15 protein-coding genes are annotated in these 14,762 nt (G+C 68.5%); 9 read left to right on the top strand and 6 right to left on the bottom strand.

Translation table 11 applies throughout. The annotated features are described in order from the left end of the window. The first annotated feature begins 59 nt into the window (after positions 1–59). The 4 genes from ACNQS7_RS13605 to ACNQS7_RS13590 all read left to right on the top strand — a co-directional run bounded on the left by ACNQS7_RS13605 (position 60) and on the right by ACNQS7_RS13590 (position 4,105). A complete protein-coding gene (locus ACNQS7_RS13605; protein ID WP_418012940.1) occupies positions 60–461 on the top strand; it encodes a cytidine deaminase in 402 nt (133 codons plus the stop codon). Next, positions 458–1,744 (top strand): thymidine phosphorylase, encoded by a 1,287-nt coding sequence (locus ACNQS7_RS13600; RefSeq protein WP_418012939.1) that lies wholly within the window; start codon positions 458–460, stop codon positions 1,742–1,744. The genes ACNQS7_RS13605 and ACNQS7_RS13600 overlap by 4 nt, the downstream gene beginning before the upstream one ends. After that, positions 1,741–2,823, top strand: coding sequence for an adenosine deaminase (locus ACNQS7_RS13595; protein ID WP_418012938.1), 1,083 nt, complete (start codon positions 1,741–1,743; stop codon positions 2,821–2,823). The genes ACNQS7_RS13600 and ACNQS7_RS13595 overlap by 4 nt, the downstream gene beginning before the upstream one ends. A 394-nt stretch (positions 2,824–3,217) precedes the next feature. After that, entirely contained in the window at positions 3,218–4,105 is an 888-nt protein-coding gene (locus ACNQS7_RS13590) for an alpha/beta fold hydrolase (protein ID WP_418015986.1), read from the top strand. On the opposite strand, the gene ACNQS7_RS13585 is transcribed toward ACNQS7_RS13590, so the two are convergent. From ACNQS7_RS13585 to ACNQS7_RS13570, 4 genes are all read right to left on the bottom strand, one after another. After that, positions 4,102–4,593, bottom strand: a complete 492-nt coding sequence (locus ACNQS7_RS13585) for a PE family protein (protein ID WP_418012937.1) — start codon at positions 4,591–4,593, stop codon at positions 4,102–4,104. The genes ACNQS7_RS13590 and ACNQS7_RS13585 overlap by 4 nt on opposite strands. Before the next feature lie 90 nt (positions 4,594–4,683). Then, positions 4,684–5,211 (bottom strand): PE family protein, encoded by a 528-nt coding sequence (locus tag ACNQS7_RS13580; protein WP_418012936.1) that lies wholly within the window; start codon positions 5,209–5,211, stop codon positions 4,684–4,686. Between the two features lie 63 nt (positions 5,212–5,274). Beyond that, the gene (locus ACNQS7_RS13575; RefSeq protein WP_418012935.1) at positions 5,275–6,585 is read right to left on the bottom strand and encodes a primosomal protein; all 1,311 of its coding nucleotides are present in this window, start codon (positions 6,583–6,585) and stop codon (positions 5,275–5,277) included. Between the two features lie 33 nt (positions 6,586–6,618). Then, positions 6,619–7,482 carry an alkaline phosphatase family protein gene (locus ACNQS7_RS13570; protein WP_418012934.1) on the bottom strand — a complete coding sequence of 288 codons (864 nt, stop codon included), beginning with the start codon at positions 7,480–7,482 and terminating at the stop codon, positions 6,619–6,621. A gap of 93 nt (positions 7,483–7,575) precedes the next feature. On the opposite strand from ACNQS7_RS13570, the gene upp reads away from it, so the two are divergent. Further along, positions 7,576–8,199 (top strand): uracil phosphoribosyltransferase, encoded by a 624-nt coding sequence (upp, locus tag ACNQS7_RS13565; protein WP_418012933.1) that lies wholly within the window; start codon positions 7,576–7,578, stop codon positions 8,197–8,199. A 33-nt stretch (positions 8,200–8,232) separates the two neighbouring features. Here upp and ACNQS7_RS13560 read toward each other — a convergent pair whose 3' ends face one another. Together ACNQS7_RS13560 and ACNQS7_RS13555 are read right to left on the bottom strand one after the other, a co-directional pair. Next, complete coding sequence (locus ACNQS7_RS13560; RefSeq protein WP_418012932.1) at positions 8,233–9,792, bottom strand: phospho-sugar mutase; 1,560 nt, start codon at positions 9,790–9,792, stop codon at positions 8,233–8,235. Between the two features lie 3 nt (positions 9,793–9,795). Further along, positions 9,796–10,650, bottom strand: a complete 855-nt coding sequence (locus ACNQS7_RS13555) for a purine-nucleoside phosphorylase (RefSeq protein ID WP_418012931.1) — start codon at positions 10,648–10,650, stop codon at positions 9,796–9,798. Here ACNQS7_RS13555 and ACNQS7_RS13550 point away from each other — a divergent pair. From ACNQS7_RS13550 to ACNQS7_RS13535, 4 genes are all read left to right on the top strand, one after another. Beyond that, positions 10,630–11,304 (top strand): cutinase family protein, encoded by a 675-nt coding sequence (locus ACNQS7_RS13550; protein ID WP_418012930.1) that lies wholly within the window; start codon positions 10,630–10,632, stop codon positions 11,302–11,304. The genes ACNQS7_RS13555 and ACNQS7_RS13550 overlap by 21 nt on opposite strands. Before the next feature lie 22 nt (positions 11,305–11,326). Next, positions 11,327–12,511 carry a M20 family metallopeptidase gene (locus tag ACNQS7_RS13545; RefSeq protein WP_418012929.1) on the top strand — a complete coding sequence of 395 codons (1,185 nt, stop codon included), beginning with the start codon at positions 11,327–11,329 and terminating at the stop codon, positions 12,509–12,511. Then, positions 12,508–13,677 (top strand): M20 family metallopeptidase, encoded by a 1,170-nt coding sequence (locus ACNQS7_RS13540; RefSeq protein WP_310784228.1) that lies wholly within the window; start codon positions 12,508–12,510, stop codon positions 13,675–13,677. The genes ACNQS7_RS13545 and ACNQS7_RS13540 overlap by 4 nt, the downstream gene beginning before the upstream one ends. A gap of 135 nt (positions 13,678–13,812) precedes the next feature. Then, positions 13,813–14,700 carry a hypothetical protein gene (locus ACNQS7_RS13535; protein ID WP_418012928.1) on the top strand — a complete coding sequence of 296 codons (888 nt, stop codon included), beginning with the start codon at positions 13,813–13,815 and terminating at the stop codon, positions 14,698–14,700. Positions 14,701–14,762: the final 62 nt, after the last annotated feature.

The following is a 14,762-nucleotide window of genomic DNA, read 5'->3' as shown; positions in this document are numbered from 1 at the left end:
TGTCACAGCCGGGCTAGGGTGGTGTGGTTCAGCCAGCACAACGCCGAGCGGGGTCGCCAATGTCGGAAGTCGATTGGAAGGTGCTGCGGGACAAGGCAATTGAAGTTTCCGCCGGAGCCTACGCGCCGTATTCGCGGTTCCGGGTCGGCGCGGCGGCGTTGGTTGACGACGGCCGGATCGTGACCGGCTGCAATGTGGAGAATGTCTCATATGGTCTTGGTCTCTGTGCCGAGTGCGGCGTCGTGTGCGCTCTGCATTCCACCGGGGGTGGCCGGTTGCGGGCGCTGGCGTGCGTGGACTCCGGCGGTGCGCTGTTGATGCCGTGCGGGAGATGCCGGCAGGTACTGCTCGAGCACGGCGGCCCGGAGATGTTGATCGACCATCCCGCCGGTGCGCGGGCGCTCGGGGAGCTGCTGCCCGACGCCTTCGGTCCCGGCGATCTTTTCCGGGACTCCCGTTGAGCGAGTTCGCTTTCGATGCGCCGACGGTGATCCGCATCAAGCGGGACGGCGACCGGTTGTCCGATGCCGCCATCGATTGGGTTGTCGCCGCCTACACCGACGGCACGGTTGCGCCCGAACAGATGTCGGCACTGCTGATGGCAATCTTCCTGCGCGGCATGGATCGCGACGAGATCGCCAGATGGACCGCCGCCATGCTGGCCTCGGGCCCGCGGATGGATTTCACCGATCTGGGCCTGCGGACCGTCGACAAGCACTCCACCGGGGGAGTGGGTGACAAGATCACACTGCCGGTGGTGCCGGTCGTGGCGGCGTGCGGTGCCGCGGTGCCGCAGGCGGCCGGGCGCGGCCTGGGGCACGCCGGCGGCACCCTGGACAAGCTGGAGTCAATTCCGGGATTCAGTGCCAATCTGTCCAACCAACGGCTGCGCGAACAACTTTGTGACGTCGGGGCCGCCATCTTCGCCGCGGGTGAGCTCGCGCCGGCCGACGCCAAGCTGTACGCGCTGCGTGATATCACCGGCACCGTCGAGTCGCTGCCGCTGATCGCCAGTTCGATCATGAGCAAGAAGCTGGCCGAGGGGGCGGGCGCGCTGGTGCTCGACGTCAAAGTCGGCTCGGGGGCCTACCTGAAGCCCGAAGCGCGTTCCCGCGAACTGGCCCACACCATGGTCGAGTTGGGCATCGCGCATGGGGTGCCCACCCGCGCGTTGCTCACCGACATGCAGTGCCCGCTGGGCCGCACCGTCGGCAATTCCGTCGAGGTCCAGGAGTCGCTGGAAGTGCTGGCCGGCGGCGGGCCGCCCGATGTGGTGGAGCTGACACTGCGACTGGCCGCCGAGATGCTGGAGCTGGCCGGCATCGACGGGGTGGACCCCGCGCAGACGTTGCGCGACGGCACCGCGATGGACCGGTTCGTCCGGTTGGTGGCCGCCCAGGGCGGTGATTTGTCGAAACCGTTGCCAATTGGTGGGTGTTCGGAAACCGTGACGGCCGCGCGGGGCGGCACAATGAGCGACATCGACGCGATGGCAGTGGGGCTGGCGGCCTGGCGCCTCGGTGCGGGCAGATCCCGACCAGGGGCGCGGGTGCAACACGGCGCTGGCATCCGGATCCACCGGCGGCCGGGCGAGCCGGTCACGGCGGGTGAGGCGTTGTTCACGCTCTACACCGAAACGCCGGAGCGTCTGGGACCCGCGCTGGCGGAGTTGGACGGTGCCTTCAGCGTGAGTGACACCCCGCCCGTTCCCAGGACGTTGATTATTGATCGGATCACGCGATGAACCTGACCCTCGAGCAGATCCAGCAGGCACCCAAGGCGCTACTGCACGATCACCTGGACGGCGGGCTGCGGCCGGCTACGGTGCTGGAGATCGCGCGCGAGGTGGGCTACGACGAGTTGCCGGCCACCGATGCCGATGAGTTGGCGACGTGGTTTCGCACCCGCTCGCACAGCGGTTCACTGGAGCGCTACCTCGAGCCGTTCTCGCACACCGTCGCGGTGATGCAGACGCCGGACGCGCTGTACCGGGTCGCCCACGAAGCGGTGGAGGATTTGGCTGCCGACGCCGTCGTGTACGCCGAAATCCGCTTCGCCCCCGAGTTGCACATCAACCGTGGGCTGTCCTTCGACGAAGTCGTCGACGCGGTGCTGGCCGGTTTCGCGGCGGGGGAGAAGGCGTGTGCGGCCGCGGGCACCCCGATCAAGGTGCGCTGCCTGGTGACCGCGATGCGGCATGCGGCGATGTCGCGCGAGATCGCCGAGTTGGCGGTCCGGTTCCGCGACCGGGGCGTGGTCGGATTCGACATCGCCGGCGCCGAGGCCGGGCACCCGCCCACCCGGCACCTGGACGCTTTCGAATACATGCGAGACCACAACGCGCGCTTCACAATTCATGCGGGCGAGGCGTTCGGATTGCCGTCTATCCATGAGGCGATCGCGTTCTGCGGGGCCGACCGGCTGGGCCACGGGGTGCGTATCGTCGACGACGTCGAGGTCGACCCGGACGGGCGCGTGGTGTTGGGCCGGCTGGCGGCGATCGTGCGGGACAAGCGGGTTCCGCTGGAGCTGTGCCCGAGTTCCAACGTGCAGACCGGCGCGGTGGCCAGCATCGCCGACCACCCGTTCGACCTGTTGGCGCGCAGTCGCTTTCGGGTGACCGTCAACACCGACAACAGGTTGATGAGCGACACGACGATGAGCCTGGAGATGCACCGCCTGGTCGAGGCCTTCGGCTACGGCTGGGCCGACCTGCAGCGCTTCACCATCAATGCGATGAAGTCGGCGTTCATCCACTTCGACGAGCGGCTGGCGATCATCGACGAGGTGATCAAGCCTCGGTATGCGGTGCTGATCGGGTAGGGGCTGGTAGCCGGGCGCGCTGTGCGTGTCGTGTGCGTCAGTTCAGTGTCGCGGAGTGCCCTCGGCGGCGGTCCTAAGCCGGCGCCCCGTCGATACCGGCTCCGCCACCTGTGCCGTCTGCGCCTTTGATGCCATGGCCGCCTCCGCCACCTGCGCCGTTGTCCGCGCCGCCGCCTGCCTGGCCGAAGAGCAATCCACCGGCTCCCCCCGACAGTGAGCATCACGCAGAACGGAATGATAGCCGCACACGTCCGGAGTATTTGTGTTTCACCAGATTTCGCTATGCCCAGTTTGCAACGGCAACTTGGCATTTGGTGACGTTCGGAGGGACACCGATTTCGCCGATGATTATGTCCCGCGCGTCGGACCGTTTCTGACTAGCATCGTCGGCGTGCTGCCCGAGCGACTTCGCACCGACGAGGCGCAGCTTCATCGCCTGGCCGATGGCCGTGAGTTGGCCTACCTGGAATGGGGCGAGGCCACCGGTTATCCCGCCTTCTACTTTCACGGAACCCCGAGCTCCCGGCTCGAGGGTGTGTTCGCCGACGGTGCAGCCAAGCGGAACGGTTTCCGCCTGATTGCGATCGACCGCCCCGGATTCGGACGTTCGACTTTCCAGCCCGGACGCAGATTCCGCGATTGGCCGGCCGACGTCTGTGACTTGGCCGATGCGCTGGGTCTGCGGGAATTCGGGGTGGTCGGGCATTCCGGAGCCGGGCCGCACCTGTTTGTCTGCGGCGCTCTGATACCGCCGACGCGGCTCCGCTTCATCGGCGCCTTCGCGCCGTGGGGTCCGCTGGCGACGCCGGAGATCGTGAGTGCCCTGAACGCGACCGACCGCGTCTACAGCGCTCTCGCGAATCTCGGAGCCTGGACCTTCGACGCCGCGTTCGTCCCACTGGGCTGGTGCGCGAAGTACCGACCCGGCCTCTTCTGCCGCTTGCTGACGGCGTGGGTGCCGTCCGCGGAGCGCCAGCACCTGGGTGACGAACTATTCCTCCGGCACTTCCTCGCGACACAGCTCGAAGGCTTCCGGCAGGGTGGTCGCGCGGGAGGCTACGAATCGTTCCTGCTCTATCGTCCGTGGGGGTTCGAGGTCAGCGAGGTCGCCGTGCCCACCCACATTTGGCAGGGCGACCGCGACTCTTTTGTCCCATCGGCCATGGGGCATTACTTCGAGCGCACGATTCCAGGAGTGGAGCTGAACTGGTCTGAAGGCGAGGACCACTTCAATGTCGAAGACTGGGACGCAATCCTCGCGGCCTGCGCGGCTGATCTCTAGGTCAACCCGAAAAGCGAGCCCAGGAGGGCGACCGGCAGCCACAGCGCCAGCGCGGCGTAAATCGGGATGAGGAGCAAGAAGCCCAGATAGTAGAGGTAGGCCAGCGCCTGCCAGAACAGCCCCGTCACCGTGCTGATCAACGACGAGAACACCTGGTCGAGGGATGGAAGGCCGGCGGCGGCGGTCGCGGGCAGCAGCAACGATACGTTGGCCGCTTCCGCGCCGGCATAGGAGTTCGCTGCCGCGCTGAGGTGCTGGACGAACTGCTGCTGATAGGCCGCGGCCTGCCGGGCCGCCGTCTGATAGTCCTGCCCGAACTGGGAAAACAGCTGTGCGACAGCCGCCGAAACCTCGTCGGCGGCCGCGGGAAGCACCGCTCGGGTCGACGCGGCTGTCGTCTGGCTGGCCGCGCCGAGCGTTTGGCCAATAGTGGCCACGTGCGTTGCGGCCTGGGCGAGCAGGTCCGGCACGGCGACTACCGCGGACATGGCCATCATGGAAACAGGGTCATGACCCGGGGGCAAGACGCGAGCCGGTCAGCTATCCAGTCGTGGTGCGAACGGAATCTGGTTGAGACATCACAAGTTGTACGGCGGAAATATCGAGACCCCGTTGTAGGCCAACAGCGCGAACAACAGCGGGACGCTGAGTACGAATATCACGGCGAAAGGAACGAGCAGTGCATAGAACGGAGCGGTGATCGCCGTTGCGAAAATCTGCGAAAATGGCTGAGGCAAGGTGGCGGTCCACGCCCATAATTGCATGTACGCCGAAAATCCGTCGGCCATCACTCTATTGGCAGCTGTTCCCAGCAATTGCCACAACGACTCTGCGTTGACCGCCTCGGCGCCGGCGTAGGAGCCCGCCGCCGCCGTCATTGTCTGTACGAACTGGTCGTGGTAAGCCGACGCCTGCGCGGCCGCGTGCTGGAAGTCCTCGGCATGCTGGGAGAACAGCTGGGTGATGCCCGCCGACACCTCGTCGGCAGCGGGCGGCAGCAGCGCCTTGGTGGGACCCGCTGCTTGCAGGCGACCCGCGATGAGCGTCGAGTCGATGGCCGTGAGGTCCGTCGCCGCCTGGGCGATCGTTGCCGGGTTCGCGATCATGAGATCAGTGTCGGGCCGGGCGAACCGTGCCGCCCTCCGTAGTCGCCTACTTAATCTGCGGCGCTATTCGCGCCTTAGCCGCGACTCCACGAACGATTCGAGCTTCTCCCACGCCCGCACCGCCGACGCGTACGGCCCGGCGGGCTTGCTCGCCGAGTCAGGCTCGAGCACGTACGCGATCAGTTTGCCCAGCGGTTTGCCCTTGTCCAGGGCCTTATCGACCGTGCTCTCCTCGGAGTAGTCGCCGATGTCGCGCAGCAGCTCCACGGCCAGGTCGAGTTGTTCGCGATCCACTGCCTCCGGCCCGTCGGCGAAATCGTCGGCCAGCCCGCTGAGCACGTAGACGTTCTCGTCGGTGATGTCGATCTTCAGCGAGCCGTCGGTGGCCGCGGTGCGGATGTCGTCGTAGGTCGCCAGATCCGACAGGTCATGGTCGTGCTCGTCGGCGAGATAGCGGGCCAGGGCCCGCTCCGAGGAGAACACACTGATGCGACCGTTGCGGCCCAGGAAGATCGGGCGGTCATCGAGGTAGCAGCGCAGCGTGTAGAACGTGCCGGCGCCGGTCATGATCCGGATCGGATCGATGCCTACCTGTGCCCAGAAGTCCTCGTCGCTGCCCAGGACGACGGTGTCGCCCTCGGCGCGCTCGTCGTCTTCCTCGTCTTGTTCCTCGCTGTCCTCGTCGTCCTCTTCCGCGGACTCCTGTGCGCTCTCTTCGGCCTCGTCGGTCGCTTCATCGGACTCCTCGGCGGCCTCGTCTTCTTCTTCTTCCTCGAGTTCCTCTTCGAGTTCTTCCTCGGCCCGTTCCGACAGCTTCTCGTCCACCTCGGGCGTGCTGACCACGTCGTCGATGGCCTTGAGCACGTCGTCCCAGCTGCGGCCGATGATCTCGGCGATGGCGTTCCAGCGCTTCTGGCCCGCTTTGCCGGTGAAGTGGTCGATCCCCCCGGACACCGTGCCCAGGGTGGGATTGCCGTTGAAGAACTTCGAGATCGCCGGCAACTCGCAGACCGACCCGATGGACGACACGATCGCCAGCGTTCCGGCCAGCGCGGCCACCGACTCCTCGGTTGGCTTCTCGGCCACCAGTTCCTCGACGGCCACCAGATCGAACCGCTTGTCGTCGGCCGGGTCCAGCTTCTGCGCGTGGGCTTCGGTGATGTCCTGCCACCCCGGGTGGTCGACCAGGTCGTTGTCCTCATCGGTGCGGACGAACGCGACCAGATCCGCAACGCTGTCGAAAACGTAGAGGTCGTCGTCCTTGCCCAGGAACGCCTCCCACTCGTCCCCGGAGTCGCGCCAGCGGGGCGCCCACAACGTGTAGCGGTCGCCTTCGGACAGGCTCAGGCGGATGGGCACGAGGTCAGCAGCCATGCGGCACACAATAGCGACCCGGCCTTTTGGCGCTTACCCGCCCCAAATAGTTGTGATCACCGGAGCGGTTGCTGCATAACCCGTTTTGGGCAGGCCGTACATCTCCTCCAGCGTGGACAGCACGTTGTAATGACTGATGGTCTCGTTGTAGCTGCCGGGTTGCACGTGCGCTCCGTAGAACACGGTCGGGATCTGATTGCGCGGTCCGCCGTCGTCCTCGTCCCAAGTCAGTATCAGCAGGCTGTTGTTGGCCCGGGCCCAGTTGGCGTAGGCCGACATCCGGCTGTTCAGCCAGGCGTCGCCTTGGGCGATCGAGCCGTCGTGCATGTTGTTGTCGTTGTTGGGAATGACGAACGACACCGTGGGCAGGCTCGCGTAGTTCCCGGGGGCAGGGAACGCGGAAAACGGCACGGAGACGGTGGCCGGGACGTTGCTGAAGTTGACCCAGGGCACGTGCTTGCGCGCATATTTGCCGGCGCTGCAGGCGGTCGAGCCCACCGCGGGCAGGTCCTCCGAGTAGCCACCGAAGGTGTGCCCGCTGGCCAGCAGCTCGGACGCGAGGTTCGGTTGGGCACCGACATCCACCGGGCAGCTGTCCTTGGTGAGCCCGAAGGTGGTCCCGGCGAACAACGCCAGGTAGTTCGGTTCGCTGGGATGCGTCTCGGCGAACGACTGCGCCATCATCGCCCCGCCGGCCGCCAGCGCGTTGATCCACGGCGCCGCCTTGTTGCCGATGATGTTGGCTTGCGAGCGGTTCTCCTCGATCACGACCACCACGTGCGCGTACGACGGCAGCGTCGCCGCGGCCAGCGCCATCCGGGGAACCGGCACGATCACCGCACCCACCGCCGCCAAGGCGCAGAAACCCCTGGTCAGACGACGTCCGAGCGCTCGCATGCCGGGAGTATATGGGCGGCCCGACCCCGCTCCGGGGACAGAAACCCGCGTGTCAACAGGCCTGAACCCGATCGTTATATAGGGTCACACCCCGTGGACGTCCACGTCATAGACCATCCGCTGGCCGCGGCCCGGCTGACCGTGTTGCGTGACGAGCGCACCGACAACGCCGCCTTCCGGGCCGCGCTGCGCGAACTGACCCTGATGCTGGTCTACGAAGCCACCCGCGACGCACCCACCGAGCCGGTGCGGATCCGCACCCCGGTCGGCGACACCGTCGGGGTCCGCTTGGCCAGACCGCCACTGCTGGTGCCGGTGCTGCGGGCGGGGCTGGGCATGGTCAACGAGGCTCACGGTGTGCTGAGCGAGGCGCACGTCGGATTCGTCGGCATGGCCCGCGACGAGAAAACCCATCAACCCGTGCCCTACCTCGAGTCGCTGCCCGACGACCTGACCGACGTGCCGGTGATGATCCTGGACCCGATGCTGGCGACCGGAGGGTCGATGGTCTACACCCTCGGCCTGTTGCTGTCCCGTGGGGCGACGGACATCAAAGTGCTGTGCGTGTGCGTGGCGCCGGAGGGCATCGCCGCGGTCGAGAAGGTGGCGCCGAACGCGCGGCTGTACACCGCCGCGATCGACGAGGGGCTCAATGAGACGGCCTTCATCGTGCCCGGGTTGGGTGACGCGGGGGACCGTCAGTTCGGGCCGCGCTAGCCGGGCGCGGCGGGTCGCCGCCATCGGGCTGAACTACCAGCTTCGAACCTGTCTGACCAACTCCCCGGACAGCGCGCGTGCCCGGTGCCGCGCGGCCACCAGGTCACCGTGCACCCCACACCGGACTTCCAGGTAGCACTTGAGTTTCGGTTCCGTGCCCGACGGTCGCACCACCACCCGCACCGACGTGTCGTCGTCGCCGCCGGCGAGGATCAGGGCGTCGGCGATGTCTTTGCTGGCCGCGACGAAACCGGCCAGCCGATCCGGCGGATCGTCGCGCAACCGGGTCAGCAGGGCGGCGGCTTCGGCACTGTCGGCGACGCGGCGGGGCACCGCGGCCACCTCGTGCACTCCGTAGCGGCGGGCGAGGTCGTCGAGCAGTTCGGGCACCGGACGGCCGCGCAGCGAGGCAACCAGATCACACACCAACACCGCCGCGCTGATGCCGTCCTTGTCCCGCACTGCCTGCGGATCGACGCAGTGGCCGATCGCTTCTTCGTAGGCGTAGACCAACGTCCCGGGACGCTCGGCGTCGGCGCGCGCCAGCCATTTGAAACCGGTGAGGGTTTCGACGTGCTGCGCACCATGGTGAGCGGCGATCGCAGCCAGCATGCGCGAGGACACCACCGTGCTGGCCACTGTCCTGGGCCCTGTCGCGGGCTGCGAGAGGATGTAATCGCCCAGCAGCCAACCGGTTTCGTCGCCCGAGAGCATCCGCCAGCCGGACGGCGCCGGGATCCCCACCGCACACCGGTCGGCGTCGGGATCCAGCGCGATCGCGACGTCGGCGCCGACGCCGGCCGCCAGGGCCAGCAGCGCATCGGCGGCGCCGGGCTCCTCGGGGTTGGGGAACGCGACGGTGGGGAAGTCGGGGTCCGGTGCGAACTGCGCGTCGACGACGTGCACGTCGTCGAAGCCGGCCCGGTGCAGCGTCTCGACCGCCACCGCGCCGCCCACCCCGTGCATCGGGGTCAGTGCGACCCGTATCGAACCGGCGCCCCGCCGCACGCCTGCCGCCCGGCGGATGTATCGCTCGACCAGATCGGTGTCGGCGGGTGTGACGGTGCGGCGCGGGATTTCGTCGGCCGGGGGAGCGTTGGTGATCGCGGCTTCGATCTGGCGGTCGGTCGGGGAGACGATCTGGATGCCGCCGTCGAGATAGACCTTGTAGCCGTTGTCGGCGGCGGGGTTGTGTGACGCCGTGATCTGGATGCCCGCGACAGCCCCGGTGGCCCGCACGGCGAAGGCCAGCACCGGAGTCGGCACCGTGCCGGGAAACAGCAGTACTGAAAACCCTTGCGCAGCAAGGGCTTCGGCGGCAGCGGTGGCGAATTCCGCTGAGCCGCGCCGGGCGTCGCGGCCCACGATCACGGTGCCGGACCGCTCGAGCACCTGCGCCAGCGCCCAGGTGGCCCGCAGCACCACGGCCAGGTTCATCGCGTCCGGTCCGCCGCGCACCGGCCCACGCAGGCCGGCGGTGCCGAACGTCAGCGGCCTGGCGAACCGCGCGGCGAGTTCGGCCGGACCCAGTGCGGCAAGCTCGGCGGCCGTCTGCGGATCGGGGTCGTGGGCGATCCAGTCCTCGGGCGTCACGAATCAGAACCGGGCTATCACGTCGGCCAGCAAGGAACCCATGCGCTCGGCCGACGCCGCCCCGGCGGCCAGCACCTCGGCGTGGCTCAGCGGCTCACCGGTGATCCCGGCCGCCAGGTTGGTCACCAGCGACACTCCGAGCACTTCGGCGCCCGCCGCCCGCGCCGCGATGGTCTCGTGCACCGTCGACATCCCCACCAGGTCGGCGCCCAACAGTCGCAGCATCCGGATCTCGGCGGGCGTCTCATAGTGCGGGCCCGGCAGGCCCGCGTACACGCCTTCGGCCAGCCTCGGGTCGCACTCGCGCGCCAGCGCCCGCAACCGCGGAGCGTATGCGCCTGTCAGGTCGACGAACTGCGCGCCCACCAGCGGCGACCGTGCGGTCAGATTGAGGTGGTCGCTGATCAGGACCGGTTGTCCGACCTCCATGTCGGTGCGCAGTCCGCCTGCTGCGTTGGTGAGCACGACGATCCGCGCCCCCGCCGCGCAGGCCGTCCGGACCGGGTGCACCACGTGTTGCAGATCATGGCCCTCGTAGGCGTGGATGCGGCCAGCGAGCACCAGCACCCTCCGCGCGCCGACCGGCACCGACAAGACTTCACCCGCATGCCCCTCCGCCCTGGGTGGCGTGAATCCGGGGATTTCGGCCTGCGGCAGCACGGCGGCCGGGGAGCCCAGCGCGTCGATCGCCGGCGACCATCCCGAGCCCAGCACCACGGCGACGTCGTGGGTGCCGATGCCGGTGCGTTCGGCGATGACGTCCGCCGCCTGGGCTGCGAGTTCGCTGGTCACACTCGGCGAGACTACTTGCTCGGGCACCGGCGCCCGGCGTGTGTGATGATCTGCCTTGTGCGGCATCACAAATCGCTTTACGTTCTCGCCGCGGCGGCCGTGTTGGCCGTCAGCGCGCTGGTCGGCGGCCCGATACCCAGGGCGGTCGCCGACGACTGCCCCAATGTCGAGCTCGTGTTCGCCCGGGGGACCGCTGAGCCACCCGGGATGGGCGTCGTCGGCGACGCGCTCGAGGCCGCGCTGCGGCCAAAACTGGGCGCGCGCAGTCTGGGCGTCTACCCGGTCAACTACGCGGCCAGCTACAACTTCCTGACGACCGCCGACGGTGCCAACGACGCGCGCGACCACATCGCCTTCATGGCCGACCAGTGCCCTCGGACGAGGATTGTGCTGGGCGGGTTCTCACAGGGTGCCGCCGCGGTCTCGATGCTGGCGGGGGTGCCGCCGCTGGGAGACACCGTCGGCGAATTCGGCTCGGCCCCCGAGCTCGATCCGGTCTTGGCCCAGCGGGTTGCCGCCGTCGCGGTGTTCGGCAATCCGGGCATCCGGTTCAACGTCCCGCTGGCGTCCACCGGCCAGTTCGCCGGCAGGGCGATCGACCTGTGCAGCCCCGGGGACCCGGTGTGCACGGTCGGCGGGCGCGACCGGCTCGCGCACCGCGAGTACGCGGACCCGCCGTACCCCGGCCAGGCGGCGGGGTTCATCGCCGGGCGGGTTTGACCGTCGGTGAGATACTGCGTGGATGCCCGCCATTAGCCCGCTGGACACCGTCGAGGCGACAGTGCGGCGCCGCGGCGGCGACCTGGTCGAGCTGTCCCACGCCATCCACGCGCAACCAGAGCTGGCGTTCGACGAATACCGCAGCTGCGCCAAGGCCAAAGAGCTGGTGGCGCAACGCGGTTTCCAGATTGCCCCGGTCGACGGCCTGGACACCGCTTTCCGCGCCGATTTCGGCAGCGGGCCGCTGGTCGTCGGGGTGTGCGCGGAGTACGACGCCCTGCCGGAGATCGGCCACGCCTGTGGCCACAACATCATCGCGGCGTCGGGAGTGGGTACCGCGCTGGCTCTGGCCGAGGTCGCCGACGAGCTGGGACTGACGGTGGCGCTGCTGGGCACTCCCGCCGAGGAGTCCGGCGGCGGCAAAGCGCTGATGCTGCGGGCCGGCACATTCGACGACGTCGCAGTGGCGGTGATGGTGCACCCGGGGCCCACCGACATCGCCGGCGCGCGGTCGCTGGCGTTGTCCGAGGTCACCGTGGACTACCGGGGCAAGGAGTCGCACGCCGCCGTCGCACCGCATCTGGGTCTCAACGCCGTCGACGCGGTGACCGTCGCGCAGGTGGCCATCGGTTTGTTGCGTCAGCAGCTGGCGCCCGGTCAGATGATGCACGGCATCATCACCGACGGCGGGCAGGCGGTCAATGTCATTCCCGGGCGGGCGGCGTTGAAGTACGCGATGCGCGCCGTCGAGTACGACTCGTTGCGTGAGCTGGAAGGCAGGATGTATTCCTGTTTCGCCGCGGGCGCGCTGGCCGCGGGCTGCGAGTACGAGATCAACGAGGCCGGCCCCGCCTACGCGGAGCTGAGGCCCGACCAGTGGCTGGCGGATGTGTGTCGGGAGGAGATGCGCCGCCTCGGGCGCGAACCGGTGCCGGCCGCCGTAGAGGCGGCGCTGCCGTTGGGCAGTACCGACATGGGTAACGTGACGCACGTGCTGCCCGGTATCCACCCGGTGATCGGCGTCGACGCCGGGGGCGCGACCGTTCACCAGCGTGCCTTCGCGGCCGCGGCGGCGGGGCCCAGTGCCGACCGCGCCGTGGTCGAGGGCGCGATCATGCTGGCCCGCACTGTCGTCGCGCTCGCCGCGGACCCCGCTCAGCGGGACCGGGTGCTGGCGGCCCGGCAGCACAGGGCGGCCGCGTCGTGAGTCTGGTCGACAGCGCCGAGTCGTGGCTGGCCGCCCACTACGACGACCTTGTGGACTGGCGCCGGCACATCCACCGCTACCCGGAGTTGGGCCGCCAGGAGTTCGCCACCACACAGTTCGTCGCCGAGCGCCTGGCCGACGCGGGGCTCAATCCCAAGGTGCTGCCCGGCGGGACCGGTCTGACCTGTGATTTCGGGCCGGAGCATGCGCCCCGCATAGCGTTGCGCGCCGACATGGACGCGCTGCCGATGGCCGAGCGGACCGGCGCGCCGTACGCCTCGACGATGCCCAATATCGCGCACGCCTGTGGCCACGATGCGCACACTGCGATCCTGCTCGGGACGGCGCTGTCGCTGGCCTCGGTGCCCGAACTTCCCGTCGGGGTGCGGTTGATCTTCCAGGCTGCCGAAGAGCTGATGCCCGGTGGCGCGATCGACGCGATCGCGGCTGGGGCGTTGACCGGGGTGTCGCGGATCTTCGCGCTGCACTGCGACCCCCGGCTGGAGGTCGGCAAGGTGGCCGTGCGGCTGGGGCCCATCACCTCGGCGGCCGACCAGCTCGAGATCACGCTGTACTCGCCCGGTGGTCACACGTCGCGCCCGCACCTGACCGCGGATCTGGTTTACGGGTTGGGCACCTTGATCACCGGGCTGCCCGGGGTGCTGTCCCGTCGCATCGATCCGCGCAACAGCACCGTGCTGGTGTGGGGCGCGGTCAATGCGGGTGTGGCGCCCAATGCGATTCCGCAGTCCGGCGTGCTGGCGGGGACAGTGCGCACGGCCAGCCGCCAGACCTGGATCGACCTGGAGGCGATCATCCGCGAGGCCGTCACCGGCCTGCTGTCGCCGCTGGCCATCGAGCACACCCTGGAATACCGGCGTGGGGTGCCGCCGGTGGTCAATGAAGACATCTCGACGCGCATCCTGACCCACGCCATCGAAGCCGTCGGCCCCGACGTGCTGGCCGATACCCGGCAGTCCGGGGGTGGGGAGGATTTCTCCTGGTACCTCGAAGAGGTTCCAGGGGCGATGGCGCGACTGGGGGTGTGGTCGGGGGATGGGCCGCAGCTCGATCTGCACCAGCCGACGTTCGACCTCGACGAGCGGGCGTTGGCGATCGGCGTGCGGGTGATGGTCAACATCATCGAGCAGTCCGCCGCTTTCTGAGGGCGGGCCGCGGGCGCCTTTCCTTGTCTTCGCGAGCGCCCGCGTTTTGACATCGACACGCCGTGCCGGCTGACAATTTGGGGACGGTCACGAGGTGAATTGTGGGCGTGTCGTTGGCCGTTGACGATGGACGGCGTGCACGAAGAGCTGAATCGGTTGCTCGAGGCCCAAGGGGGCGTCGTGTCCAGCGCCCAGCTGCTTCCCTTCTTCAGCCGTCGCGCACTGGATGCGCACCTCGATTGCGCAGTGTTGCAGAGGATTTGGCACGGGATCTACGGCCGCGGCGAGATAACCACCGCGTTACGCCTGCGAGGGCTCGATCTCGTCGCCGGGACAACCGTCGCTGCTTGCCTGGGCACCGCGGCGGGCGCCTACGGGTTCGACACCGAGCAGTCCGCCGAACTACATGTCCTCAGTCCTGCCGGGCGGCGGCTGCGCTCGACCGACGGTTTGGTGGTCCATCGGCGCGAGGGTGCTCCGTTGAATGTGTTCGCGGGGCGTCCGGCCACCGCGCCGGCTTGGACGGCGATCGAGGTGGCGCGTGGCCTGCGCCGACCTCGGGCACTGGCAACGCTGGATGCCGCGCTGCGCAGTGGGACATGCAGTCGCGCCGAACTTGCGCAGACTCTTGTCACGCAGTCCGGTCGCCGCGGCATCGTGACCGCACGCGAAATGCTCTCGATCGCTTCGCCTTTGGCCGAGTCGCCGATGGAAAGCGAGGCGAGACTGGTCATGCTCGACGGGGGATTGCCACCGCCAGAACTCCAGTACGAGATCGTGGACCTGGTTGGCCGTCTTTGGCGGCTCGATTTTGCATGGCCGGAGTACCGCGTCGCTGCCGAATACGACGGTGTCGACTGGCACAGTGGCGCCGACGCATTCCGCCGGGACCGCACCCGCGCCGCAGCCCTGCAGGATCTGTCCTGGGTACTCGTACCGATCATCGCTGAGGATGTCCGAGGTCGTCCCGAACAATTAGTTCGCCGAATCGAGTCGCGACTGGCGGGTGCGCGAGCCGCGTAACCGGGGGGTGGTGGGGGGCCGCAAATTGTCGGTGGTGGCGGCGTGTTGGCGGCAAAATGCGG

It is taken from the genome of Mycobacterium sp. 23, from assembly GCF_048287075.1.
Lineage (GTDB): Bacteria > Actinomycetota > Actinomycetes > Mycobacteriales > Mycobacteriaceae > Mycobacterium > Mycobacterium gordonae_B.
This window is presented reverse-complemented; position numbering and strand designations above follow the sequence as displayed.